The organism is Streptomyces durbertensis, assembly GCF_014156695.1.
Lineage (GTDB): Bacteria > Actinomycetota > Actinomycetes > Streptomycetales > Streptomycetaceae > Streptomyces > Streptomyces durbertensis.
In genome coordinates, this window is the sequence record NZ_WMLF01000011.1 from 1 (window position 1) to 24,108 (window position 24,108).

Sequence of the window (24,108 nt, forward strand, 5' to 3'; positions counted from 1 at the left end):
CTCGCGTACCGCGCGCCGTTACGCGGCGAGGACTCGGCCCTCATCAGGCGCTACACGGTGGAATCACTCCGCTTCGGCCCGGGCGGCACGGGGAGCGGGGACGCGGCGTTCGACCAGGGATGAGGCCGCGCAGAGCAGTAGGCCTGCCATGAAGATCGGCGTGGACACCTCGAACGGCACTATCCGGACGATCAGCAATGCGGCGGCCTCCACCAGCGCACCCGCGCCCCACAACAACGGATGACGGACCTCCCGCCGGAGCCACCTCAACGGCATCCGCCCCGTGACGATCGTCATCACCCCGACCACGCCGAGGCTCAGCGCCAACAGCAACGTGACCACGAGGAAGAACACCGAGAACATCAGAACCCCCCTTTGATCACCAGGTCCATCATCGCGCATAACTGAGCCTGAGGGACCCCCGGCCTCCGGCAGGGCGTCCGAGTCGAAGGGCGGATGACGCCGTTCTCAGCGATTCGGTACTTCGGGGCTCGGCCTGTGCGCTGGTCTTCCGGTGAGCCAGGCCTTGAGACGGTCTGGAAACGTGCGGGCGCGGGTGACAGAGAGCGCAGCGGCGGAACTGCGCTCCCCTGCGTGGCGTCTCTCCTTCGACTCCCGGTCAATCGCCGGGAGTCGAAGGAGCCCGGTCAGGGGGAAGATCCATGTCAAGAGATCTCGGCGCCACGCCCGACGGCCAGCCTGGTGTTCTCTCCGGTTGCTTACCCGTGGTCTTCCTTATCGTGCTGGCGCTTCTTGCGACGGGGTCGAGTCGGTTCGACGTCAAACGGCATGACGACTTCGGCGACCACGGATTCCTGTCCGCTCGTTCGGCCGGTGGCGGCGTTGCGATGCACGCCCCTGAGCACACGCCCTGGTACGGCAGCTTCGGCGCGTTCGAGCTCTGTGTACGCAAGCCGGCCACGAGGGTGGTGCTTCGCGACATCACCTACGAGGCCGACGTGGAACCGTTGGAGGTAACGCCGTACATCCGGACCGTCCGCGACGAGGAGACGGTTCTCTCCGAGGACGGGTCACGTTCGGAAGAGACCACCCAGTTCTTCTCACGCCTGGGCGGTCCTCCGGCTTTCGATCACGACAGGACGCTGGCCGGCACGTTCAGTCGGAAGATCAACGGCCAGGTCATCACCCGTCGTTGTCTCGACAAGCCCGATCAACGCAAGGGCTATACGGAGCTGGTGTTCGTGATGAAGTTCGGAGCGGAGGGCGGCCACGTACCGCGCGCCGCGATCAACTACACCACCCACACAGGCGATTACACACTTAACCTCAACTGGGCCATGTCCGGGTGCGGTTCGGCGATACCGACCCCCGGCAGCGGCCTGCCCGAAGACGCCTGCGCGGCGGGTTAGGCAGCGGGCTTGCGGAGGTGTGCGACCTTCTCAGCTTCCGCCCTCTCGACTGCGGGCGATCTCGACGGATGGCAGACGAGCGGTGTCGCCGTCACGGGTGGGGACCTCAAGCGTGTGCTCGGTCTCCGCATCTCTGCGAATGGTGAGGGTGCCGACCATAGCCACAGGGTAGGCCGAAGCGACTACTCCGCCAGCTTGTGGCAGCGGTGGCGCGGAGGCCGGCGCCGATCCGGCGCCTCGGCCTCAGGCCGGGAAGCGGCGGGAGACGACGCGCCAGGCGAGTTCGAGGAGGAGGGCGGCGCAGGCGGCGATGGCGGCGGCGGTGAGGGGCATCGTCAGACCGACGAGGCGGAGGCGGAAGAACTCCTGGAGGACGGGGGTGATCATCACGACGAGGAAGCCGGCGGCCATCGTCGTGACGAGGGCGACGCGCCACCAGGTGTAGGGGCGGGCGACGATGACCAGGACCCACATGGCGACGAGGAAGAGCGTCAGCGTCGCGGCGCTGGTCTCGGCGTCGAGGTCGTCGGGGCCCGTGTAGTAGGCGCGGGCGAGCAGGTAGCAGACGAAGGTGGCGGCGCCGGCGATGAGTCCCGCCGGCATCGCGTAGCGGATGACGCGGCTGACAAAGCGCGGCTTCGCCCGTTCCTTGTTGGGGGCGAGGGCGAGGAAGAACGCCGGGATGCCGATGGTGAACGCGGAGAGCAGGGTGAGGTGGCGGGGCAGGAAGGGGTAGGGGACCTGCCAGATGATCACCAGGATGGCGATGAGGACGGAGTAGACCGTCTTGGTGAGGAAGAGCGTGGCGACGCGTTCGATGTTGCCGATGACGCGGCGGCCTTCGGCGACGACGGAGGGGAGCGTGGCGAAGCTGTTGTTGAGCAGGACGATCTGGGCGACGGACTTGGTGGCCTCGGAGCCGCTGCCCATGGCAACGCCGATGTCGGCGTCCTTGAGGGCGAGGACGTCGTTGACGCCGTCGCCGGTCATGGCGACGTTGTGGTCGCGGGCCTGGAGGGCGCCGACCATGTCGCGTTTCTGCTGGGGGGTGACGCGGCCGAAGACGGCGCCGCGCTCGATGGCCTTGCCCCTCTCGTTCTTGTCGTCGGGCATGCGGCGGGCGTCGACGGGGGTGTCGGCGCCGGGCAGGTCGAGTTTGGCGGCCACGGCGCCGACGGAGACGGCGTTGTCACCGGAGAGGACCTTGGCGGCGACGTTCTGCTCGGCGAAGTAGCGCAGGGTGTCGGCGGCGTCGGAACGCAGCCGCTGTTCGAGGACGACCAGGGCGACGGGCGTGGTGTCGTCGGTGACGGCGGGGTCGTGGAGGTCGCGGGCGGCGCGGGCGAGGAGGAGGACGCGGAGGCCCTGGGCGTTGAGGTCGTCGGTCTCGGAGAGTTCGGGGGCGTCGGGGGGCAGGAGGACGTCGGGGGCGCCGAGCAGCCAGGTCCCGGTGCGGTTGTCGGGGCCGGTGAGGTGGGCGCCGCTGTACTTGCGGGCGGAGGAGAAGGGCAGGGCGTCACCGCTGAGCCAGCGGCTGCTCTCGTCGGCCGGGCACTCCTCGATGATGGCCTGGAGGCTGGCGTTGGGGCGCGGGTCGGACTCGCCGAGGGCGGCGAGGATCTCCCGGGCGTGGGGTTCGTCGGCGTCGCCGAGGGGGCGGATCTCGGTGACGTCCATGCCGCCCTCGGTGAGGGTGCCGGTCTTGTCGAGGCACACGACGTCGACGCGCGCCAGTCCCTCGATGGCGGGAAGCTCCTGGACGAGGCACTGTTTCCGGCCGAGTCGGATGACGCCGATCGCGAAGGCGACGGAGGTGAGCAGGACGAGGCCTTCGGGGACCATCGGCACGATGCCGGCGACCATCCGGCGGATGGCCTCCTCGAAGTCGCTGCTCTCCACGAAGAGCTGGCTGATGATGAGGCCGGTGGCGGCCGGGATCATCATGTAGATGGTGTAGCGCAGGATCGTGTCGATGCCGCTGCGCAGCTCGGAGTGGACAAGCGTGAAGCGGGACGCCTCTTCGGCGAGCTGGGCGGCGTAGGCCTCGCGGCCGACCTTGGTGGCGGTGAAGCTGCCGCCGCCGGCGACGACAAAGCTGCCCGACATGACGGGGTCGCCGGCCTTCTTGACCACCGGGTCGGCCTCGCCGGTGAGCAGGGACTCGTCGATCTCCAGGTTGTCGGCCTCGACGATGGTGCCGTCGACGACGACCTTGTCGCCGGGGCCGAGTTCGACGACGTCGTCGAGGACGATCTGGTCGGTGGGCACCTGCACGGTCCGGCCGTCGCGGCGGACGCTGGGACGGGCCTCGCCGATGACGGCGAGGTTGTCGAGCGTCCGTTTGGCGCGCAGTTCCTGGACGATGCCGATGCCGGTGTTGGCGATGATCACAAAGCCGAAGAGGCCGTCCTGGATCGGTCCGACGACCAGGATGATCGCGAAGAGCACGCCGATGATGGCGTTGAACCGGGTGAGGACGTTGGCCCGGACGATGTCGACGGTGGAGCGGGAGGAGCGTACGGGGACGTCGTTGACCTGGCCCCGGGCGACGCGTTCGGCGACCTGGGCGGTGGTGAGTCCGGGGGCGGGGCGGGCCGCGGGCTCCTCAGTGAGCACGTCCCTCGCCCGGCCCGGGGCGCTCGCCGCCCGCGTCGTCGTCGACCCGCTGCGTCATGTCATCGACGGTAAGCGGATCGGCGGCGGAGCGCTTGCCGGCGTCCGCCGGGTCGGCGGCGGTGGGCGCCTCCGCGTCGGGGGCGACCTGCCGGCCGGGAGACTCTCCGGCGGCGCGGCGGATCGCGGCGTCGCGGGCGCGGACGTACCAGACGCCGATGAGGCCGAGGCCGCCGCCGGCGAGGCAGGTCCAGATCCACCAGTCGTGGCCGTGTTCCCGGTACCAGCCGTAGAAGGGGAGCTGGAGGAGGAAGAGCGCGAACCAGACGACCGTGCCGCCGGTGACGGTGGCGACGACGTTGCCCTCCAGGGGTTCGGGCGCCTCGCGCTTACCGTCGGTCCAGTTGCTCAAGCGCATCGTGTCGGCCAGTCTCTCGCCGGAACAGGGGTCGGGAACAGCGTATCGAGCGGGTGGCTGCGGGGCGGTCGGGCAGCTTCGAGAACGGGTGCGACCGGGGTCTACGCGCGGAGATGGCTTTCCGGGCGTACGTATGTTCATACTGAAACGATTCGCCCTCCGGCCGGGATCCGTCGTGGCATCCTCCCAACCGCCGGGTCGGGGCACCACCCCAAGAGCTTGCACCGAGGTACCCCCATGCCCGCTTCGGCCACCACCACCGGCCCCGCCGGCCCGAGCCCGTCCGCCGGGCCCGGCCCTTCCACCGGCGGCCGTCCGAGCGCCGTGGACCGCTTCTTCAAGATCTCCGAGCGCGGCTCGTCCGTCGGTCGTGAGCTGCGCGGCGGTCTGGCGACGTTCTTCGCCATGGCGTACATCATCGTGCTCAACCCGATCATCCTCGGCTCGGGTACCGACAAGTACGGCCACCAGCTCGACAACGCGCAGCTCGTGACCGCGACCGCCCTGATGGCCGGCCTGACGACGCTGCTGATGGGCGTCATCGGCAACGTGCCGATCGCGCTCGCGGCGGGGCTCGGCATCAACGCCGTCGTCTCGCTGCAGCTCGCGCCGCAGATGAGCTGGCCGGACGCGATGGGCATGGTGGTGCTCGCCGGCCTGGTGCTGATGGTGCTGGTCGCCTCGGGACTGCGGCAACGGGTGCTGGACGCGATCCCCGGCGGGCTGCGGCGGGCCATCGCGATCGGCATCGGCCTGTTCATCTCGCTGATCGGGCTTGTCGACGCGGGCTTCGTGACCCGCAACCCGGACGCCGCGCACACCACCGTGCCGCTCGGACTCGGCACCGGCGGCCAGCTCCAGGGCTGGCCGGTCCTGGTCTTCGTCCTCGGCCTGGCGCTGATGTTCGTGCTGGTGGTCCGCAAGGCCAAGGGCGCGATCCTGATCGGCATCGCCGTGATGACGGGCCTCGCGATCACGGTCAACAGCATCGCCGCCATCCCCGACGAGAAGTGGGGGCTGGCCGTGCCGACCATCCCCGACAGGATCGTCAGCATGCCGGACTTCGGGCTGATCGGGCAGGTGAGCCTGTTCGGCGGGTTCCGCGAGGTCGGCGTGCTCACCGGCTGCCTGTTCGTCTTCACCGTGCTGCTGTCCAGCTTCTTCGACGCGATGGGCACGATCATCGGCGTCGGCGAGGAGGCGAAGCTGACGGACGAGAAGGGTCAGCTGCCGGGCATGGGCCGGGTCCTGATGACGGACGGCGCGGCGGTGGCGCTCGGCGGCGCCGGCTCCTGCTCGGCGAACACCTGCTTCGTCGAGTCGACGGCCGGTGTCGGCGAGGGCGCGCGCACGGGCCTGGCGAACCTGATGACCGGTGGACTGTTCCTGCTGGCGCTGGTCTTCACCCCGCTGGCGACCGTGGTGCCCTCGCAGGCGGCGACGCCGGCGCTGGTGGTGGTCGGCCTGCTGATCATGGCGTCCAACGTCGGGGAGATCGACTGGTCGGACATCACGATCGCTGTCCCGGCCTTCCTGACGATGATCTCCATGCCGTTCACGTACAGCATCACCAACGGCATCGGCATCGGCGTGCTGTCGTTCATCCTGCTGCGGCTGGCCACCGGCCGGGCGCGGCAGATCCCCTGGCTGCTCAACGCCGTGGGCGTGTGCTTCCTCGTGTACTTCCTGCTGAGCCCGATCGAGCAGGCCCTGGGTCTGAAGTAGCCCGAGGCCGCAGGCTTCGACCGTGACCGCGCTCCCCCGCCCGGGGGGCGCGGTCACGTCGTGTGGGGCGTGGCTCCCGGGCGGGCCCCGTCACGGACGTCGTCGCCGCTCATCCCGGTGGGGCCGGGCCGGCGCTCCTCCCTGCCCGACGCGGCGTCGAGTCCGGGGGCGGCGTCGGTGCGGTAGAAGCGGTCGGTCTCCTCCACGGCGGAGCGGAAGCGTTCGTCGAAGTCCTCCCGGACGAGCAGGGTGAGCACATAGTCCTGGACGCTGACGCCACGCCGCGCGGCGTGCTCGCGCAGCCGCGCCAGGAGCTGGTCGGATATGCGGACACTGAGCACCGTTGATGTCATGGCCACCACGGTCCGGCGCGGACGGCTCGCCGGGTTCCCGTTCGAGGCGAAGCTCACTCGGACGGGTGAAGCGGCGCGTACGGGCCGCCAGGGCCGGGAACAAGGGAAACCGGCTGGTTGTTAGACGAGCTAATGAGTTACCCTAAAAAGCATGCCGGACCTGTCGCACGGCGAGGACGCCGCCGCCGTGAACACCCTCCGCTCGTCCATCATGCTGCTCGGCCGGCGGCTCAAACACCAACGGGTGGACGAGTCGCTGAGTCCGGCGGAGATGTCCGTGCTCGGACTGCTGTCGCTGTGCGGCTCGGCCAGCCCGGGTGAGCTGGCCCGCAAGGAGCACGTCCAGCCGCCGTCCATGACCAGGATCATCGCGATGCTGGAAGCCAAGGGACTCGTCAGACTGGAGCCGCACCCGGACGACCGGCGCCAGAAGGTCGTCACCCGCACCGAACAGGCCGAGTCGATGCTCGCCGCCAGCCGCGCCAAGCGGAACCGCTGGCTCACGGAGCTGGCCGGACAGCTCGACGACGACGAGTGGGCGAAGCTGCGCGCCGCGGCTCCGGTACTGGAGAAGCTCGCCCAGATGTGACAAGAGAAGGAGGCGAAGAGCCCTTGAGTTCGGGACCCGGAGCAGAATCCGCACCCGCACCGAACCACTCCGACGACCACACCGCACACCACGACACGCACAGCACCGCGCACCACGACGCTCACAGCACCGCGCACAGCAACACGCACCGCGGCAGCGCCGCCCACGACACGGGCGGATCGACCCGTACCGTCGACGCGCCCCCGGACGCGAAGAACTCGATGTTCAGCTCGCTGCGCATCCGCAACTACCGGCTGTTCGCGATGGGCCAGATGGTCTCCAACACCGGTACCTGGATGCAGCGCATCGCCCAGGACTGGCTGGTCTTCACCCTCACCGGGTCCGCCACCGCCGTGGGCCTCACGGTGGCACTGCAGTTCCTGCCGATGCTGCTCTTCGGCCTGTACGGCGGCGTCCTCGCCGACCGCTGCGCGAAGCGCCGGCTGCTGCTGCTCACCCAGTCCGCGATGGGCATGACCGGGCTGGTGCTCGCCGTGCTGACGCTCAGCGGCCACGTCCAGGTCTGGCACGTGTACGCGACCGCCTTCGCCCTCGGCATGATCACCGTGGTCGACAACCCGACCCGGCAGACGTTCGTCTCCGAGATGGTCGGTCCCGGCCAGCTCCGCAACGCCGTCTCGCTCAACTCCGCGAACTTCCAGTCGGCGCGGCTGATCGGCCCGGCCGTCGCCGGTGTGCTGATCACCAGCGTCGGCAGCGGCTGGGCGTTCCTGCTGAACGGCCTGTCGTTCCTCGCGCCCATCGGCGGGCTGCTGCTGATGCGCACCGCCGAACTGCACACCACCGAGCGGGCTCCACGCGCCAAGGGGCAGCTCCGCGAGGGCCTGCGCTACGTGCGCGGGCGGCCCGAGCTGCTGTGGCCGATCATCCTGGTCGGCGCCATCGGCACCTTCGGCTTCAACTTCCCGATCTGGCTCACCGCCTTCACCGACCACGTCTTCGACCGGGGCGCCGGCGGCTACAGCCTGCTGAACGTCCTGATGGCCGCCGGTTCGGTGGCGGGCGCGCTGCTGGCCGCCCGGCGCAACTCGTCGCGGATGCGGATGATGGTCGGCGCGGCCGCGCTGTTCGGCGTCCTCCAGATGACCGCCGCGCTGGCACCGGCGTACTGGCTGTTCGCGGCGTTGATGCTGCCGATCGGCGTGATGGGCCTGACCTTCAACGTCACGGCCAACTCGGGCGTGCAGCTCGCGTCGGCCCCGGCGATGCGCGGCCGGGTGATGAGCCTCTACATGATGGTCTTCGTCGGCGGCACGCCGATCGGCGGCCCGGTCATGGGTTGGGTCACCGACACCTACGGCGCCCGGATCGGCTTCCTGAGCGGCGGGGTGCTGTCGCTGGCGTCCGCGCTGCTCGTCGGCCTGGCGCTGGCCCGGGCGGCCGGGCTGCGGCCCCGCGTCGACGTGCGGGCGGCCCGCCGCGAGGGACGACCGATGCTGAGCTTCGTCGCCCGCGAGCTGCCGGCCGGCGCGGCGGTCGCCGGGGCGACGGCGGGCCCGGCGAGCACGACAGCCGCGGCGAGCGAGGCCGCGACAGGCGGTGCCGAGACGGGCGGCGCCGGGCGTCCGGCGCTCGCACCGGCCGGCTCCGCCGCCCGCTGACAGGGCGGGGCGCCGCTCCGGCGGGCCCCGGAAGGACCGGCCTAGCCTGGGGGCATGCGACTGTTCGCGGCCGTCACTCCCCCGCCCGAGGCCCGGGAGGAGCTGCGGCGCCATGTGGGCGCCGCCGCCTCCGCCGGGCCGGAGCGGCTGCGCTGGACCGATCCGGACGACTGGCACGTCACGCTCGCCTTCTACGGCGAGGTGCCGCCGGAGCGGGTGGCGGAGCTGTGCACACGGCTCGGCCGCGCCGCCCACCGCCACGCCCCGCTGGAGCTGTCCGTGCGCGGCGTCGGCCGGTTCGGCGACCGGGTGCTGTGGGCCGGGGTGACCGGGGACCGCCCGGCGGTCGAGGGGCTGCGTCGCCTCGCGGACGCGGCGAAGGCCGCCGGGCGGCGGGCCGGCGCGCCCGTCGACGACGCCCACCGCTACCACCCGCACCTCACCCTCGCCCGGGCGCGCGGCGACGTGCGCCTCGCGCCGCTTGTCGAGCGGCTGGCCGACTTCGACGGCGCGACCTGGGCCGCCGAGGAGGTCCAGCTGGTCCACAGCACGCTGCCGCGTTCCGGCGTACCCGGGGAGCGGCCGCGTCACGAGCTGCTGGAGAGCTGGCCGCTGACCGGTTGAGGCAGCCGTCCGGTTACCGTAGAGGACGTGAACACGAAGATCCGCACACGCATTGTGACCGGGGCGCTCCTGGTGATGTTCGCCGTCGTGGCGGTGGCGGCGGCCTTCGGCCGGTAGCCCGGCGCGTCGTCCGCGCCCGGCCGGCCCCGCGCCGCCCACCACCGCCACCGGCGGTCTCACGCCGTCACGGCTTCACAGCCTCACGTCCTCACAGCCTCACCAGGCGAACGCCTCGGGGGACGGGCCCGGGCCGGGGAAGACCTCGTCCAGGCCGGTCAGCAGCTCCTCGTCCAGCTCCAGCTCGACGGCTCGCAGCGCGGAGTCCAGTTGCGCGCGGGTGCGCGGGCCGACGATCGGCCCGGTGACGCCCGGCCTGGTCAGCAACCAGGCGAGCGCGACCTCGCCCGGCTCCTTTCCGTGCTTGGCGACCAGGTCCTCGTACGCCTGCACCTGGTCGCGGAGCGCGGAGTTCCGCAGCGCCTCGGCGGAGCGTCCCGTGGCGCCGCGCTCGGCGCCGCCTTCCCGTTCCTTGCGCAGCACGCCGCCGAGCAGTCCGCCGTGCAGCGGCGACCAGGGGATGACACCGAGGCCGTAGGCCTGTGCCGCCGGGATGACCTCCATCTCGGCGCGCCGCTCGGCGAGGTTGTACAGGCACTGCTCGCTGACCAGGCCGAGGCTGCCGCGCCGGGCGGCGGCCTCGTTGGCCTGCGCGAGGTTCCAGCCGGCGTGGTTGGAGGAGCCGACGTAGAGGATCTTGCCCTGCTGGACCAGGACGTCCATCGCCTGCCAGATCTCCTCCCACGGCGTCTTCCGGTCGACGTGGTGGAACTGGTACAGGTCGATGTGGTCGGTCTGGAGGCGGCGGAGGCTGGCGTCGACGGCGCGGCGGATGTTCAGCGCCGAAAGCAGGTCGTTGTTGGGCCAGTTGGTGCCGTCGAGGGCCATGTTGCCGTACATCTTGGTGGCGATGACCACCTTGTCGCGACGGTCGCCGCCCTTGGCGAACCAGTTGCCGATGATGGTCTCGGTGCGGCCCTTGTTCTCGCCCCAGCCGTAGACGTTGGCGGTGTCGAAGAAGTTGACGCCGGCGTCGAGCGCGGCGTCCATGATGGCGTGGCTCTCCGGCTCGTCGGTCTGCGGGCCGAAGTTCATCGTGCCGAGGACCAGTCGGCTGACCTTGAGTCCGGTGCGTCCAAGACGTGTGTACCTCATGGTGGTCAAGCCAACGTGTTGGAGCGCGCTCAAGGCAAGGGGGCGCGCGGCCGGGGGCTCGCCCCCGGTTGCCGGGCAGGCTTCAGTCGCGCGGGAACTCGTCGGTCTGCAGGACGAGGTCGACGGGGGTCTCCGTGAGGTCGACCGGCTCGCCGAAGTCGACGGGAAGGCGGGTGTCGTACTCGCCGTTCTGCTTCGGGTCCGTGTACACGATGCAGCGGCCGGTGTAGGGGTCGGCGACCAGGTAGACGGGGACGCCGGCGGTGGCGTAGGCGGCGAGCTTGGGCCCGTAGTCGTTGAGGGCGGTGTCCCGGGAGATCACCTCCGCGACGAACTCCAGGTCCTTGTACGACCAGCGGCCGCTCTTGTCCCGCTTCGCGCCGGAGCGCATGGCCGCGACATCACACGCGAAGCCGTTCAGCTTGCCGGGAAAGTCGATGCGGACGTCCGAGGCGATCCGGTTGCGCGGGTAGCGTGCGCTGATCTGTTGCGCGATGTCGAAAATGATCTCCCAGTGCGTCTGGCGCTGCGGCGACATGAAGATGTGTCCCTCGACGATCTCGACCTTGAATCCCTCGGGGACGGGCATCTTGTCGACCCAGTCGAACATCGTGTCCAGGTCACGCTCGTCGCGTACGTCGTGGACGCCGTTCGCGGTGCGCTCGTCAGCCATGTCGATCCTGTCGTTCTCCACGACGGTCATAACGGCGCCTCCTCCCCACCGCCCGTTCCGGTACAGGCAGTCGCCTGGTTCAACGATAGTCGGGAAGTAGGGTCACGGCCGGTGTGTCCGGTGTCGGCGCGTCGTGACCGGGGCCGGGTTGCAGGTCAGGCGGGTTGCGGGGTCGCGGTGTGCTCGGCGAGCGGGTAGGGGGCGCCGATGTTCCACGCGGCGTGGAGGGTGTCGGCGAAGGCGGCGGCGAGTCGGTGCTCGCCCGCGACGGAGGGGTGGGTGCCGTCGTGGGTGTCGCGATCGAGGGACCAGCCGGCCGGCTGCGGGGCGAGCACGAGCGGGGAGGCGGGGGTGTCGAGTTCGGCGACGGTGGACGCCAACAGCTCGTTGAACCGGGCGCATTGGGCGGCGAACGGCTCGTCGAGCGCGGCCCGGACGTTGGGGATGACGGGGAGCAGCACGGCGCGCAGGGCGGGTGCCGCCGCGCGGGCGTCGGCGAGGAAGCGGCGGACGTTGCCGATCGTCTGCTCGGCGTTGGTGTAGAAGCCGAGGTCGATGAGGCCGAGGGAGATCAGCAGTATGTCGGGGCGGTGGTCGCGGACGACGTCGCCGATGACGGCGGAGTGGTGCAGCCAGCCTTCACCCCATCCGGCGAGGTGTGCGCGGGCCTCGTGCGGGAAGGCGGGGTCGCCGTACTCGGTCGAGCCCTCGTGGAGGGCGTGGCGGGGACCGACCATGGTGACGGCGCCCGCTTCTCCGCCGCCGTCGCGCAGGTGCCGCCAGAGGCGGTAGCGCCAGGTGTGGTCGCCCGCGCCGCCTATGGTCATCGAGTCGCCGACACACAGAATTCGCACGCCCGTCATCCTGCCGGACGGTGGCGACCGGGGGCGACGTGATGCCGGTCACCCGGCTGCTCGGGGCACATGGCAGGCTTGTGCCATGCGGATGTGGGCGGGTGTGCGGGGTGTCGGCGCGGCGCTGGTGGCGCTGCTGCTGTGGAGTGGTCCGGCGGCCGTGGCGGCCGACAGCGGTTCCACCGGGGAGAGCGGGCCGACGGAGCCGTTCACGCTGTCCGATCCGCGCATCGTGGAGTCCAGTGGCCTGGCGGCGAGCCGGGCGCACGAGGGTGTGTACTGGACGCACAACGACAGCGGTTACGCGCCGGTGGTGTACGCGGTGGACAGCACCACGGGGCGCACGCTGGCCGCGATCACGCTGACCGGCGTCGAGGGGCGCGACCTGGAGGCGGTCTCCGTCGGCCCGGACGGCAACGTCTACGTCGGCGACATCGGGGACAACTTCGGCGGCCGCTGGCCGGAGGTGTGGATCTACCGGTTCCCCGAGCCGGAGCAGCTGCAGGACCAGACGCTGCAGCCGACCCGCTTCACGGTGCGGTACGCGGACGGGCCGAGGGACGCCGAGTCGCTGGCCGTGCACCCGGTCACCGGCCGGGTCTACATCGTCGGCAAGAACGAGGACGGCGACGGACTGTACGCCGGACCGCGGGAGTTGACGACGCAGGGGGTGAACGTCTTCCAGCGGGTCGCGGAGATCGACCTGTGGGCGACGGACGCCGCGTTCTCCCCGGACGGCACACGGCTGGCGGTGCGCGGCTACTTCGGCGGCATCATGTACGACTGGAACGACGGGGCGCCGAAGCGGCTCGGCCGGCTCCAGGTGCCGATCCAACGCCAGGGCGAGTCGGTGGCGTTCACCCCGGACGGCCGCCGGCTGCTGTACGGCAGCGAGGGCGCGAACAGCGAGGTCCGGCCGGTGGAGCTGGTGGGCGACCAGCGTCCGGAGAACGTACTGAAGGCCGAGGAGAAGGCGCGGCGGGACGGCGGTTCGGGGGCACGGGAGGGCGCCGGCGGCGCCGCCGGGGAGGACGCCGAACGACCCTCGGGCTCGGCCGTGCTCGGCGCGGTGACGATCGCGGCCGTGGTGGTCGGCTGGATGGGGCTGCGCAGGCTGCGGCGCCGCTGAGGCCGCCGCGTCCGGCTCAGGGGCGCGCGTGACTCAGCCGGCCGCCTTGCGGGCGATCAGGGCGGCGACCCCGTCCAGCAGCACCTCCAGGCCGAGGTCGAAGGTGTACTCCTCGCTGGCGTTGAAGCTGTCCTCGTCCAGCCCGGCGACCTGCGGGTAGTCGCCGCTCTCCATGGCCCTGGCCAGGTAGGGCATCTGGGCCTGCCAGAACTCCTCGTCGCTGACGCCGGACTGCTCGATCACCTGGCGCTGCAGCAGGTAGGTGCGGGCGACGCCGAGCACGTAGCCGTCGAGGGCCACCAGGACCGAGACCCGCTGCCGGCCGGTGAGGCCGAGGCCGTCGAGCGCGGCGAGGGCGAAGTCGAAGCCGCCCAGGGCGTTGGGTCCGAGGAGCGGCCTGGACTGGTTGACCTGGAGCAGCCACGGGTGGCCGGTGTACAGCTCCCAGGAGCCGCGGGCGATGTACTCGAGGGTGGTGCGCCAGTCCTCACCGCGGCGGGATGCGAGGTCGGCCACCGGGCCCTGGACGTGGTCGACCATGAGGTCGAGCAGTTCGCTCTTGCCGGGGACGTAGCGGTAGAGGGACATCGTCCCGACGCCGAGTTCCGCCGCGACCTTGCGCATGGACAGGGCCGCCAGGCCCTCCCGGTCGGCGATCCGGACGGCAGCCGCGACGACCTGTTCGAGGTCCAGGCCGGGCCTCGGGCCCCTGGTGGGCGGCTCCTTGGTCTTCCACAGCAGTTCGAGGCTGCGGGTCAGATCGCCGCTGCCGGCGTAGTCGGTCGTCATGATGCCGCCCATCCTAAATCGCTTGCGGACCACCTCTGCGTATGGTGTACGCTGTTTTATCTGAGTACAGCGTACCCAGTTTTCTCTCCAGGGGGGGAAGCACCGTGAAAGCGTCAGAACACGCGGTCCTCGCCGAAGGACTCAGCAAGCGATACAGAGGCCGGAAGAACAGCAAGCAGGCGCTGGACGCCTTCGACCTGGCCGTGCCCACCGGGTCGGTCCACGGGCTGCTGGGGCCCAACGGCGCCGGCAAGACCACCGCCGTGCGCATCCTGGCCACCCTGCTCCGCGCGGACGGCGGCCGGGCCCTCGTCGGCGGGCACGACGTGCGGACCGAGCCGCGCCTGGTGCGGCGGCAGATCGGCTTCACCGGCCAGTACGCCGCCGTGGACGAGATCCTCACCGGGCGGCAGAACCTCCGCATGTTCGGCCGGCTCTTCCACCTCTCCCCCTCCGCCGCCGCCCGCCGGGCCGACGAGTTGCTGGAGCAGTTCGACCTCGTCGACGCGGCTGACAAGCAGGTCTCCGGGTACAGCGGCGGGATGCGGCGGCGGGTCGACCTCGCCGCGTCGATGATCCTCGCGCCCCGGGTGCTCTTCCTCGACGAGCCGACCACCGGACTCGACCCGCGCGGCCGCAACGAGGTGTGGGCGGCGGTGCGGGGGCTGGTCGCCGGCGGCACCACGGTCCTGCTCACCACGCAGTACCTGGACGAGGCCGACCAGCTCGCCGACCGCATCGCCGTCATCGAGCACGGCCGCAAGATCGCCGACGACACCCCGGAACGGCTGAAGGACCGCATCGGCGGCGACCAGATCGAGGTGGTCGTGGCGGACGCCGGGGAGCTGCCGCTGGCCGCGAAGGCCGTCGCCCGCGTCAGCGACACCGAACCACGGACCGACAGCGAGACGCTGCGGGTCTCGGCGCCGGTGAGCGACCGGGTGGGCGCGCTCACCGAGGTCGCCCGCACGCTCCAGGACGAGGGCGCGGACGTCGTGGACATCGGACTGCGGCGCCCCACGCTCGACGAGGTGTTCCTCCGGCTGACCGGCGGCCGCCGGGACGCCGGCCACCCTGACGACTCCGACCACCGTGCCGAGGGGACGACCCGGGGCGTCCAACGAGAGGGTGAGACCGCATGACCGCCACCGTTCGCACCACGAGCAGGCCCGAAGGCGGACCCGAGAGGGGAAACGCCCCCGTCAGGGTCTCCGTGCCGACGCTGCCGGACGGCCCGGAGAGCCGGCTGTACTGGGCGTTCGCCGACTGCTGGACCATCGTGCGGCGCGATCTGACACACCTGGTCAAGCAGCCCGTCATCATCGCCTGGCAGCTCGGCTTCCCCATCGTGTCGGTGCTGCTGTTCGTCTACGTCTTCGGCAGCGGCATGGCGGTCGGCGACGGCGTGGACTACAAGACGTTCGCGATGCCCGGCATGTTCGCGATGACCATGGCCTTCGGCTTCATGAACACGGCGATGGCGGTGGTGATCGACAAGGACCGCGGGGTCACCGACCGGTTCCGGTCCATGCCGATGGCCTCCAGCGCGGTGGTCACCGGCCGCGGCGTGTCCGACCTCGCGCACGCCTCGATCGACCTCGTCGTCCTGGCGGCCATCGCCCTGGCCATCGGCTGGCGGTCGGACAGCGGGATCCTCGCCACGCTCGCCGCGTTCGCGCTGCTGCTCCTGCTGCGGTTCGCGCTGATCTGGGTCGGGGTGCTGCTCGGCCTGGTGGTGCGCAACCAGGAGGCGGCGGGGAACCTCTTCGCGGTGGCGTTCCCGTTCGGCATGATCTCCAGCGTGTTCACGCCGCCGTCGATGATGCCGGACTGGCTGGGCACGATCGCGATGTGGAACCCGGTGTCCTCGACCGCGAACGCGGTCCGGGAGCTCTTCGGCCAGCAGTCACCGGAGCTCGGCACAAGCTGGATCGAGCAGCACGCGGTGCTGATGGCGGTCGTCTGGCCGCTGGCCATCACGGCGGTGTTCCTGCCGCTCGCGGTGCGTCGCTTCCAGTCGCTCTCCCGCTGAGCGGGTGAAAGGGCCGTTTTGCGCCCCGCGTACCGGGTACGCGGGGCGCATGACCACACCGTCGTCCGGGTTTGACATGTTCGCCGGGGAGCGGCGCGTCCGCCTCACCACCTACGAGCGGGACGGCCGGCCCGTCGGCGAGGCCTCCGCACTCGCCGTCGAGGGCGACCGGGCCTACTTCCGCGCCTCTCGGCGCACCCACAAGTGTGAACGTCTGCACCGCTACCCCGAGGTGGAGATCGCCACCGCGAGCATGGACGGGACTCCCACCGGCGCGCCGATGAAGGCGCGGGCCCGCCGGCTGGAGGGCTCCGACGCCCGCCACGCCGCGCGCTGCCTGGCAAAGCGGCATCCGCTGATGCACGGCGTGCTGCTGCCCGTCGGCGCGGTGCTGACCGGCGACCGGGCCGAGCACTACGAGCTGCGGCTGATCGGCGAGTAGGGCGGAAGAAGGCAGAAGAAGGGGGAGGGCGCCGGCTCGCGGTCGCCCTCCCCCCCCTCACACCTGTGCGGTCACAGACGCTCGATGACGTGGTCCACGCAGGCGGTGAGCGCCTGCACGTCCGCCGGGTCGATCGCCGGGAACATGGCCACACGCAGCTGGTTGCGGCCCAGCTTGCGGTACGGCTCGGTGTCCACGATGCCGTTGGCCCGCAGCACCTTCGCCACGGCCGCCGCGTCCACCTCGTCGGCGAAGTCGATCGTGCCGACCACCTGGGAGCGCTCGGCCGGGTTGGCGACGAACGGGTTCGCGTACTTGGACTGCTCGGCCCAGCCGTAGAGGTTGTCGGCGGAGGCGGCGGTGCGGCCGACGGCCCATTCCAGACCGCCCTGCCCGTTGATCCACTCCAGCTGGTCGGCGAGGAGGAAGAGGGTGGCCAGCGCCGGGGTGTTGTAGGTCTGGTTCTTCCGCGAGTTGTCGATGGCCACCGACAGGTCGAAGAAGGCCGGGATGTGCCGGTCGCTCGCGGCGATCCGCTCGGCGCGCTCGACGGCGGCCGGGGAGAACACGCCGAGCCACAGCCCGCCGTCGGCGGCGAACGACTTCTGCGGCGCGAAGTAGTAGACGTCCGTCTCACTGATGTCGACGGGCAGGCCGCCCGCGCCGGAGGTGGCGTCCACCAGCACCAGTGCGCCCTCGTCGGCGCCGGCCGGGCGCTCGATCGGCATGGCGACACCGGTCGAGGTCTCGTTGTGGGTGAGACCGTAGACGTCGATGCCGGCCTCGGCCCGCGCCTGCGGGTGGGTGCCAGGGTCGGCGGAGATCACCGAGGGCTCGTCGAGCCAGGGCGCGAGCTTGGCCGCCTTGGCGAACTTGGAGGAGAACTCGCCGAACGACAGGTGCTGCGAGCGGCGCTCGATCAGCCCGTGCGTCGCGATGTCCCAGAACGCGGTGGAGCCGCCGTTGCCGAGGATGACCTCGTAGCCCTCGGGCAGCGAGAACAGCTCGCTCACGCCCGTGCGCACCCGGTCGACCAGGTCCTTGACGGGAGCCTGGCGGTGGGAGGTGCCGAGCAGGGAGGTGCCGGTGGCGGCCAGGGCGCTGAGCGCCTCGGTCCGCACCTTGGAGGGACCCGAACCGAAGCGTCCGTCGGCGGGCTTGATGTCAGCGGGAATCTGGATCTCAGCCACGGGGTGAGCCTAGTCGCTGACGGGCCGCCGGGTGACCGCGTCCGATCACTGAGACGGGTGAAGCCTGCTTCTGGTCACGCGGCGGGCCGGGACACAAGAGTGCCGTCCCGGCCCGCCGGCGCGCCGTCAGTCGAACCAGCGGGCGGTGGTGAGTTCCGGGGCGCGGTCCGGGTCCTCCAGCAGCGCGGCGACCTCGAAGCGGCGCCGCCAGTCCCCGGCGGCCCAGCACAGCCCGGCGGCCAGGCCCTCCAGCGTGGCGACGTGCAGCCGGCCGTCGGCGGTGAGCCGCCAGTCGAGTTCCACGCCGTCGACGACCAGTTCGTCGTGTTCGGTGTACTCCACCGGCACGTCGGCGCCGAGCAGTTCCCGCACCTGCGGCGGCACGCTGCGCGGCTGGCCGCCGTCCGGCGCCGGGGCGGGGAGTTCGGCGCTGAGGAGCGGTACGTCCAGGACGGTCGCCAGCCGCTCGGCGAGCGAGGGCCGCACCGGCAGCAGGGGCCGGCCGGCGGCCAGCGGCAGCAGGTCGGGCGCGTCGGCGACCAGCGCCTCGGTGGCGTCCACGATCCGCACCTCGTCGTCGACGACCGCCCGCAGCTCGTCGGGAAGGGTGACCTCCTCCGGGTCGAGCTCGGCCAACAGGCTGTAGAGGCCGTGGAGTTGGGCGGGCCGAACCGAGAGGTGGGGGTCGGCGAGCCGGGCGAGCAGTTCGGCTGACCCGCCGGGCTCGTCCAGCAGCGCGGCGGCCGAGGTGCGGACGCCGAGGGCGCGCAGCACCTGCGGGTCGTCGAAGCCGCTGGCGTCGACCTCCTCGTAGAGGCCGGCGAGCAGCGGGTCGGCGCCGGCGGCGCGCAGTCCTGCCGGGCGGCGGCCGTCGAGCACCGGGTGGCCGCGCAGCCACCAGGCGGTGTAGGGGCGGACGGACTCGGCGGTGCCGTCGGGCAGCAGCACCCGCACCGGGGTGGTCAGGGCGTCCCTGAGCGGCGGCCTGGAGAGCTGGGCGAGCGCCTGCGGCCAGCGGTCGTCGTCGACGAGTTCCAGATCGCGGACGGCCAGCAGTTCGGTGGCGACGGGCGGCACGGGTGTCTCCGGCAGCCCGTCCAGGACGTCCTCGCACCAGACATCGACGGCGTCCAGCAGCCCGGCGTCGTCCGGCTCGGGGAAGTCGCCTTCCCTGGGCTCGAGTTCGTCCGGGTCGAGCACCACGTCCTGAGCGCGGACGAGGGTGAAGCCGGCCAGCACGCCGACGGCGGCCAGTGGCTCGGGGCCCCAACGGTCGACCAGCTCCCGGTCGCAGAGCGGGAGTTCACCCTCGCGGACGACGGCGGCCAGATCGCTTCCGGGGAGCAGGAGTTCGGCGGCGGCGGTGAGTTCGCCGTCCTCGTCGGGCAGGGCGAGCGCGCCGAGCCAGGGCTCGTCGCCGACGCCGAGGCCGGCGTCCCGGACGAGGCCGAGGACGGTGTCGGCGAGTTCGTCCGGGTCGGGGCCGAGGCCGTCGTCCAGGCCGCCGTCCCAGCTCTCCTCCTGGTCCATCGACGCGGCGACGGCCGCCCGCACCTGCGGTGTGGTGAGCACCGCGCGCGGGGTGGCCGGGGTGGCGCCCAGCTTCTCCAGCAGCGGGTGCGCGGCACGCGGGTGCGCGACCTTCAGGCCCAGCCGGGCGAGCAGCGCGGGGTCCTTCGCCGGTGCGCCGGTGCCCGCCGCGTCCCCGGTCAGCGGCAGCAGCGTGTGCCGGGGACCGATCGTGGTGCGGCCGTCGGCGAGCGGGACGGGGAGGCCGGTCAGCTGGTCGGGGTCGACGCCGGCGAGGGAGTCGTACAGCGCGCGCCACCAGTCCGGGTCGCGTTCGACGCCGGCGAGCCGGTCGATCAGCTCGCCCAGCGGCACCCGGCCGACGTCCAGCGTGCGCAGCTCGACGCGGCGCTCCAGGCCGGCGGGCAGCAGCTGCGGGAAGAGGTCGGCGAGCACGCCGACGGTCTCGGCGCCCGCGCCCTCGGCGATGTCCGCCTCCCGTGGGCGCAGCCGGTAGGGCTCGTCGTCCTCGGTGCGCGCGGCGGACGGCAGGAACGGCGTCTCGGGGAGTCGGCGCAGCAGCGCGGCGCGCAGCGTGCTGTCGAGTTCGCCGGCGCCGAGCGGCCCGGGGACGAGGTCGACGACGCCCGGGCCGAGCGGGTTCCACTCGCGCAGCAGCTCGGTGTACGCCTCGGCCGCCCGTTCCAGGAGGAAGTCGGTGAGCGGGCCGGGCGCGGCGCGGCGCCGGGTGGGCTCCAGCGGGAGGGACGCGATGAGCAGCGCGGGCAGGCCGAGCGGTTCGTCGGTGGGCGTCGGCGCGTGCACGTAGGGGGTGGTCACGGGGCGGACGGGCGCGCCGGCGGCATCCACCGGGACGGCCCAGGTGACCGTCCAGTGCGGCCGCTCGCGCTCCTCCAGCGGGCGGTCGGCGAGCAGCGCGGCGTCGGCCGTGCCGGAGTGGGTGACCGTCCGCCAGCGGTTGTCGCCGATGACGGTGTACGGGCCCTCCTCCCGGCGGGCGAGCACCCGTACGCCGTCGACGGTCTCGACGGTGACCTCGGCCAGGCCGGGCAGCGCCAGGAGCAGTCCGTCGTCGACGGCGGTCAGCAGCCGGTACGTCAGGTCGCGGGCGGCCGGGTCGCGCAGCGGGAGGACCACGGCGGTGTCGTAGCCGTCCGGGGCGCTTCCCTCGGCGGGCAACGGCAGCCGGAGCAGGGGGACATGGCCTTCCCGGCGGCGCAGTTCGTCGTCGAGCGCGGGGAGTTCTGCGGCCATCGCGCGGGCCTCGGCGAGCGACCAGCGCACGCCGCCGGAGCGGCCGACGACGGCCGGCTCGTCGGTGACGGCGAGCACGGCGGCGAAGCCGACGCCGAAGCGTCCGACGGGCGGGCCCTCGGAGGCGGCGTCGCGGCGCGGCGCGGCGTCGGGGCGGGCGTCGGGGCGGGCGTCGTCGCGTTTGGCGGAGGCGCGGAGGGTGGACAGCGACTCGACGCCGGCGGCGTCCAGCCGGGCACCGGTGTTCGCCGCGATGAGCGTGTCCTCGGTGAGCGTCAGCCGCAGCCGGCCGGGCACGCCGGCCCGGGCGGCGGCGTCGGCCGCGTTCTGGGCCAGCTCCACGACAAGCCGGTCCCGGTAGCCGCCCAGCGCCAGGTCCTCTTCGGCGTTGGCGTCCTCCCGGAAGCGGGCGGGGGACGCCGCCCACGCGTCGAGCACGCGACGGCGGAGCGCGGCGGTCTGGAAGAGGTCTTCTGCCATGCCGTGACGGTACCGCTCCGCGGCGGGCCCCGGTGACCAGGCCCGCTACTCGGCCGTCCGGGGCGCATCGGGCCCCGGACGGCCGCTCCTCCTCGTAGCCCCGGCCGGACGCTAGTCCTCGTGGAGTTCGAGCGCGTCGACGCGGTTCTCGTCGAGGACCGGGTCGGAGGGGCGGATCGGGGCGGGCATGACGGCCGCCTCGGAGTGGCCGCCGCAGCCGTAGTCGAGCGCGACGACCCGGCCGTCCGCCGGCGAGACCTCGTTGGCGCACACACCGAACGCCTGCCGCAGCGAGCCGGCGAGCGGCACGCAGAACCCGCAGCTGACGCAGGTGGCGGGGGCGGACTGGGCCATGAGCGTGCGCGGGCCGAAGCTCTCCTCCCAGCGCTCGGCGGCGAGCTGGAGACCGAGCCGGGACAGGACGCGGGCGCGGCGCATGCCCAGTTCGTCGGCGACGGCACCGATCTCGGCGATGCGCGGCACCTCGGTGCGCGCGGGCGGGCCGGCCGGCCCCGCCTCCCCGGCGGGGGTCGTGTCGGTGGCGCGGGCGGCGTCCGCCGGCGGCGGCATCGGCGCCGTGGTGGCGCGCTCCTCGGCGAGGAGGGAGTTCGGCGGCGGCTCGTCCTCGCCGGAGTAGCCGGGTTCGAGCCGCAGGTCCTCCGGCTCGGTCGGCAGCAGGTCGCCGGGGCCGAGGTCGCCGGGGCGCAGCCGCTCGCTCCACGGCACCCATTCCGGGGCCAGCAGCGAACCGGGGCCCGGCAGCAGCACCGCCTCGTCGAGGGTGACCGTCTTGGCGCGCGACGCCCGGGCGACCGTCACCGCCCAGCGCCAGCCCCGGTACCCGGGGTCGTGGCACTCGAAGAAGTGGGTCACGACCCGGTCGTCGTCGGCGGTGGCGCCCAGGTAGTCGCCCGGCTTGCCCGGCCAGGCCGCCTCCTCGGCGGCCTCCCGCGCGAGTTCGACCGCCTCGGCGCACAGCCGGTCCGGGGTACGCCTTCGCATCGCAGCACTCACAAGAATCGTTTTCTCCTACGCCGTCTCGCGCGTGCGCCGCCGCCGTTCCCTGGCCTGACGCGGGGACGGAGCGGACCGCTGGACCGCTGCGACGCCCACCTTCCGTATGAAGGACCATGCGAGACGCACTGCACTCCCACGCTACCCCACGGGAGGACCGGCACGGCCGGGCCGGGCCGCCCAAGTTGCGGGTCAACGCGTGACCACTGGGGCACACTGAACGCTGTGGGCGCCACACCGCTGTCGGATCGGGGGCCCGGACGGCCGAGGGGCCTGGTTCGGGCCCTCGGGCGCGCCGTCCACCGGCCCTCGGCCGCCGTCGCCCGAAAGGTCCGAAAGGCGACGCACGCCCAGGGGGCCGGTGAGAGCGGTCTCGGCAAGCTGATCGAGCTGCACGCGGTGAACTCGGCGGGCGACATGCTCATCACCATCTCGCTGGCTTCGACGATCTTCTTCTCGGTGCCGACCGCCGAGGCGCGCGGCCGGGTGGCGCTGTACCTGGCGATCACGATGGCGCCCTTTGTCCTGCTCGCCCCGGTCATCGGCCCGCTGCTCGACCGGCTGCCGCACGGGCGGCGGGCGGCGATGGCCGGGGCCATGCTGGCCCGGGCGCTGCTGGCGCTGGCCCTGGCCGGCGCGGTCGCCACCGGCGGTCTTGAGCTGTATCCGGAGGCGCTGGGCGTGCTGGTGGCGTCCAAGGCGTACGGGGTGGTGCGTTCGGCGGTGGTGCCCAGACTGCTGCCTCCGCGTATCTCCCTCGTGAAGGCCAACAGCCGGGTGACGCTGGCCGGGCTGATCGCCACCGGTCTGGCCGCGCCGATCGGCGCCGGGCTGCACCAGCTCGGGCCGCAGTGGCCGCTGTTCGCGGCGATGGCGGTGTTTGTCCTCGGCACCTTCCTGTCGTTCACGCTCCCCCACTCGGTGGACTCCGCGAAGGGAGAGCGGCGGGCCAGGCTCTCCGCGGCGGCCGGCGAACCCGAGCCGTGGCTGGTGCGGCACACCCCGGGCCACGGCCGTCGCGCGGAGAAGCGGCCCGGGCTGCTCACGGTCGGCGTGTCGGTGCTCAACGCCCTGATCGCGAACGCGCACGTGCGGATGCTGTCCGGCTTCCTCACCTTCTTCCTGGCGTTCCTGCTGCGCGAGCACCCGTTCCCGGGGATGACGGCGGCGTTCTCCCTCGGTCTGGTGGTGGTCGCGGCCGGCGCGGGCAACGCGCTGGGCACGGTGGTCGGCGCCTGGCTGAAGGGGCGGGCGCCCGAGGTGAACATCGTGGTGGTGATGCTGCTGACGCTGACCGTGGCCGTGGGCGCCGCGCTGCTGCACACCACGGTCGCGGTGGCCGTGCTGGCCGGCACCGCCGGACTGTGCCAGGCACTGGGCAAGCTGTCGCTGGACGCGCTGATCCAGCGGGACGTACCGGAACTCGTCCGGCCGTCGGCGTTCGCCCGTTCGGAGACGCTGATGCAGATGTCCTGGGTGGTCGGCGGCGCGGTGGGGATCTCGCTGCCGCTGTTCGGCACGCTGGGCCTGTCGATCGCCGCGCTGATCGTGGCCGCCGGTACGGTGGCGACCATCAGGGCGCTGCTGACGGCCGCCCGGCGCGGCACACCGCACCCGCGCGTCGCCTGACCGGCGACGGAGGATAGATTGCCCGCATGACGAGCATGCTCTCCTCGGGCCGGTTCCGCCGTAGTGCCCGCACCGCCCTTGCCGCCGGCGCGACCGTCTGCGCCCTGGCCGCCCTCAGCGGCTGCGAGAAGCCGACGCCGGTGGCCACGGTCACCATCGGCACCAACTCCGTCACCTCGCAGGCGAGCTGCTGGAACGACGGCGAGAAGCTCTCCGAGAAGGACGTGGAGAGGTGCGCGAAGAGCGGCAGCAAGCGGAAGATCACGTTCAGCGAGGACGAGGTCCTGCGATTCGGCGTGGACACGGAGATCGCGGAGAAGGGCTGGCAGGTGTTCCTGGCCAACCAGCCGCTGCTGGACCCCACCACCGACACGTACAAGACCTTCGACGGCTCGCAGCTGCGGTGGAGCGCCCTGCCGGACGAGACCGAACTGGTCATCGCGCAGGTGAACTCCGCCGGCAAGAAGGAGCCGCAGGGCTTCTTCGGCATGTGGCACTTCACCCTCGTCAAGGACAGCTGAGCCGCACCCCGGGCCGACACGCCGAAGCCCACGCCGAGCCAGCAC

Annotated in this window: 22 protein-coding genes; 11 read left to right on the top strand and 11 right to left on the bottom strand. The window is 72.3% G+C overall.

Annotated elements, in window-relative coordinates:
• Window positions 1-63 precede the first annotated feature (63 nt).
• Complete coding sequence (locus GL263_RS01560; RefSeq protein WP_182853697.1) at window positions 64-363, bottom strand: hypothetical protein; 300 nt, start codon at window positions 361-363, stop codon at window positions 64-66.
• 299 nt (window positions 364-662) lie between these two features.
• Here GL263_RS01560 and GL263_RS01565 point away from each other — a divergent pair, with 299 nt between their 5' ends.
• Window positions 663-1,370: a hypothetical protein gene (locus GL263_RS01565; protein ID WP_182853698.1), complete on the top strand. Its 708-nt coding sequence runs from the start codon at window positions 663-665 to the stop codon at window positions 1,368-1,370.
• 243 nt (window positions 1,371-1,613) lie between these two features.
• Here GL263_RS01565 and GL263_RS01570 read toward each other — a convergent pair whose 3' ends face one another.
• Together GL263_RS01570 and GL263_RS28115 are read right to left on the bottom strand one after the other, a co-directional pair.
• Window positions 1,614-3,986, bottom strand: a complete 2,373-nt coding sequence (locus GL263_RS01570; RefSeq protein WP_182853699.1) for an HAD-IC family P-type ATPase — start codon at window positions 3,984-3,986, stop codon at window positions 1,614-1,616.
• Window positions 3,976-4,395 carry a DUF2530 domain-containing protein gene (locus GL263_RS28115; protein WP_228456011.1) on the bottom strand — a complete coding sequence of 140 codons (420 nt, stop codon included), beginning with the start codon at window positions 4,393-4,395 and terminating at the stop codon, window positions 3,976-3,978. Before GL263_RS28115 ends, GL263_RS01570 begins: the two co-directional genes overlap by 11 nt.
• A gap of 243 nt (window positions 4,396-4,638) precedes the next feature.
• Here GL263_RS28115 and GL263_RS01580 point away from each other — a divergent pair, with 243 nt between their 5' ends.
• On the top strand, window positions 4,639-6,126 hold the full coding sequence (locus tag GL263_RS01580; RefSeq protein ID WP_182853700.1) for an NCS2 family permease: 1,488 nt from the start codon (window positions 4,639-4,641) through the stop codon (window positions 6,124-6,126).
• 53 nt (window positions 6,127-6,179) lie between these two features.
• Here GL263_RS01580 and GL263_RS01585 read toward each other — a convergent pair whose 3' ends face one another.
• Window positions 6,180-6,479, bottom strand: a complete 300-nt coding sequence (locus GL263_RS01585) for a ribbon-helix-helix protein, CopG family (RefSeq protein WP_182853701.1) — start codon at window positions 6,477-6,479, stop codon at window positions 6,180-6,182.
• 151 nt (window positions 6,480-6,630) lie between these two features.
• Here GL263_RS01585 and GL263_RS01590 point away from each other — a divergent pair, with 151 nt between their 5' ends.
• From GL263_RS01590 to thpR, 3 genes are read left to right on the top strand one after another with little or no spacing between them, the layout of a single operon-like run.
• Window positions 6,631-7,068 carry a MarR family winged helix-turn-helix transcriptional regulator gene (locus GL263_RS01590; RefSeq protein WP_182853702.1) on the top strand — a complete coding sequence of 146 codons (438 nt, stop codon included), beginning with the start codon at window positions 6,631-6,633 and terminating at the stop codon, window positions 7,066-7,068.
• Window positions 7,069-7,091: 23 nt separating this feature from the next.
• The gene (locus GL263_RS01595; RefSeq protein ID WP_228456012.1) at window positions 7,092-8,690 is read left to right on the top strand and encodes an MFS transporter; all 1,599 of its coding nucleotides are present in this window, start codon (window positions 7,092-7,094) and stop codon (window positions 8,688-8,690) included.
• Window positions 8,691-8,744: 54 nt separating this feature from the next.
• Complete coding sequence (thpR, locus tag GL263_RS01600) at window positions 8,745-9,314, top strand: RNA 2',3'-cyclic phosphodiesterase (protein ID WP_182853703.1); 570 nt, start codon at window positions 8,745-8,747, stop codon at window positions 9,312-9,314.
• A gap of 216 nt (window positions 9,315-9,530) precedes the next feature.
• On the opposite strand, the gene GL263_RS01605 is transcribed toward thpR, so the two are convergent.
• From GL263_RS01605 to GL263_RS01615, 3 genes are all read right to left on the bottom strand, one after another.
• Entirely contained in the window at window positions 9,531-10,526 is a 996-nt protein-coding gene (locus GL263_RS01605) for an aldo/keto reductase (protein WP_182853704.1), read from the bottom strand.
• A gap of 82 nt (window positions 10,527-10,608) precedes the next feature.
• Window positions 10,609-11,229 (bottom strand): Uma2 family endonuclease, encoded by a 621-nt coding sequence (locus GL263_RS01610; protein ID WP_182853705.1) that lies wholly within the window; start codon window positions 11,227-11,229, stop codon window positions 10,609-10,611.
• 125 nt (window positions 11,230-11,354) lie between these two features.
• On the bottom strand, window positions 11,355-12,053 hold the full coding sequence (locus GL263_RS01615) for a GDSL-type esterase/lipase family protein (RefSeq protein WP_323379203.1): 699 nt from the start codon (window positions 12,051-12,053) through the stop codon (window positions 11,355-11,357).
• A gap of 85 nt (window positions 12,054-12,138) precedes the next feature.
• Between GL263_RS01615 and GL263_RS01620 the strand changes: the two genes are divergently transcribed.
• On the top strand, window positions 12,139-13,182 hold the full coding sequence (locus GL263_RS01620) for a hypothetical protein (protein WP_438947897.1): 1,044 nt from the start codon (window positions 12,139-12,141) through the stop codon (window positions 13,180-13,182).
• Window positions 13,183-13,215: 33 nt separating this feature from the next.
• Here GL263_RS01620 and GL263_RS01625 read toward each other — a convergent pair whose 3' ends face one another.
• Window positions 13,216-13,971, bottom strand: a complete 756-nt coding sequence (locus GL263_RS01625) for a TetR/AcrR family transcriptional regulator (protein WP_228456013.1) — start codon at window positions 13,969-13,971, stop codon at window positions 13,216-13,218.
• A 104-nt stretch (window positions 13,972-14,075) separates the two neighbouring features.
• Between GL263_RS01625 and GL263_RS01630 the strand changes: the two genes are divergently transcribed.
• The 3 genes from GL263_RS01630 to GL263_RS01640 are packed head-to-tail and all read left to right on the top strand — an operon-like array spanning window position 14,076 to window position 16,445.
• Window positions 14,076-15,113, top strand: a complete 1,038-nt coding sequence (locus tag GL263_RS01630; protein WP_323379204.1) for an ATP-binding cassette domain-containing protein — start codon at window positions 14,076-14,078, stop codon at window positions 15,111-15,113.
• Entirely contained in the window at window positions 15,110-16,003 is an 894-nt protein-coding gene (locus tag GL263_RS01635) for an ABC transporter permease (protein WP_182853708.1), read from the top strand. Before GL263_RS01630 ends, GL263_RS01635 begins: the two co-directional genes overlap by 4 nt.
• A 49-nt stretch (window positions 16,004-16,052) precedes the next feature.
• Entirely contained in the window at window positions 16,053-16,445 is a 393-nt protein-coding gene (locus GL263_RS01640; protein ID WP_182853709.1) for a PPOX class F420-dependent oxidoreductase, read from the top strand.
• A gap of 71 nt (window positions 16,446-16,516) precedes the next feature.
• Here the strand turns inward: GL263_RS01640 and serC are convergent, their stop codons facing one another.
• The 3 genes from serC to GL263_RS01655 form a co-directional block, all read right to left on the bottom strand.
• Window positions 16,517-17,635, bottom strand: a complete 1,119-nt coding sequence (serC, locus tag GL263_RS01645) for a phosphoserine transaminase (protein ID WP_182853710.1) — start codon at window positions 17,633-17,635, stop codon at window positions 16,517-16,519.
• Window positions 17,636-17,761: 126 nt separating this feature from the next.
• Window positions 17,762-20,899: an HSP90 family protein gene (locus GL263_RS01650; protein ID WP_182853711.1), complete on the bottom strand. Its 3,138-nt coding sequence runs from the start codon at window positions 20,897-20,899 to the stop codon at window positions 17,762-17,764.
• A 111-nt stretch (window positions 20,900-21,010) separates the two neighbouring features.
• Complete coding sequence (locus GL263_RS01655; RefSeq protein ID WP_182853712.1) at window positions 21,011-21,901, bottom strand: DUF3027 domain-containing protein; 891 nt, start codon at window positions 21,899-21,901, stop codon at window positions 21,011-21,013.
• A gap of 237 nt (window positions 21,902-22,138) precedes the next feature.
• Here GL263_RS01655 and GL263_RS01660 point away from each other — a divergent pair, with 237 nt between their 5' ends.
• Entirely contained in the window at window positions 22,139-23,542 is a 1,404-nt protein-coding gene (locus GL263_RS01660; protein ID WP_438947898.1) for an MFS transporter, read from the top strand.
• A gap of 26 nt (window positions 23,543-23,568) precedes the next feature.
• Window positions 23,569-24,063, top strand: a complete 495-nt coding sequence (locus GL263_RS01665) for a DUF2771 domain-containing protein (RefSeq protein WP_182853713.1) — start codon at window positions 23,569-23,571, stop codon at window positions 24,061-24,063.
• Window positions 24,064-24,108 lie beyond the last annotated feature (45 nt).

Excerpts from the sequence above, each read along its gene's own strand:
- GL263_RS01560 (WP_182853697.1), bottom strand. The coding sequence starts at position 363 with ATGTTCTCGGTGTTCTTCCTCGTGGTCACGTTGCTGTTGGCGCTGAGC.
- GL263_RS01565 (WP_182853698.1), top strand. The coding sequence starts at position 663 with ATGTCAAGAGATCTCGGCGCCACGCCCGACGGCCAGCCTGGTGTTCTC.
- GL263_RS01580 (WP_182853700.1), top strand. The coding sequence starts at position 4,639 with ATGCCCGCTTCGGCCACCACCACCGGCCCCGCCGGCCCGAGCCCGTCC.
- GL263_RS01585 (WP_182853701.1), bottom strand. The coding sequence starts at position 6,479 with ATGACATCAACGGTGCTCAGTGTCCGCATATCCGACCAGCTCCTGGCG.
- GL263_RS01590 (WP_182853702.1), top strand. The coding sequence starts at position 6,631 with ATGCCGGACCTGTCGCACGGCGAGGACGCCGCCGCCGTGAACACCCTC.
- thpR (WP_182853703.1), top strand. The coding sequence starts at position 8,745 with ATGCGACTGTTCGCGGCCGTCACTCCCCCGCCCGAGGCCCGGGAGGAG.
- GL263_RS01605 (WP_182853704.1), bottom strand. The coding sequence starts at position 10,526 with ATGAGGTACACACGTCTTGGACGCACCGGACTCAAGGTCAGCCGACTG.
- GL263_RS01610 (WP_182853705.1), bottom strand. The coding sequence starts at position 11,229 with ATGACCGTCGTGGAGAACGACAGGATCGACATGGCTGACGAGCGCACC.
- GL263_RS01620 (WP_438947897.1), top strand. The coding sequence starts at position 12,139 with ATGCGGATGTGGGCGGGTGTGCGGGGTGTCGGCGCGGCGCTGGTGGCG.
- GL263_RS01625 (WP_228456013.1), bottom strand. The coding sequence starts at position 13,971 with ATGACGACCGACTACGCCGGCAGCGGCGATCTGACCCGCAGCCTCGAA.
- GL263_RS01635 (WP_182853708.1), top strand. The coding sequence starts at position 15,110 with ATGACCGCCACCGTTCGCACCACGAGCAGGCCCGAAGGCGGACCCGAG.
- GL263_RS01640 (WP_182853709.1), top strand. The coding sequence starts at position 16,053 with ATGACCACACCGTCGTCCGGGTTTGACATGTTCGCCGGGGAGCGGCGC.
- GL263_RS01650 (WP_182853711.1), bottom strand. The coding sequence starts at position 20,899 with ATGGCAGAAGACCTCTTCCAGACCGCCGCGCTCCGCCGTCGCGTGCTC.
- GL263_RS01655 (WP_182853712.1), bottom strand. The coding sequence starts at position 21,901 with ATGCGAAGGCGTACCCCGGACCGGCTGTGCGCCGAGGCGGTCGAACTC.
- GL263_RS01665 (WP_182853713.1), top strand. The coding sequence starts at position 23,569 with ATGACGAGCATGCTCTCCTCGGGCCGGTTCCGCCGTAGTGCCCGCACC.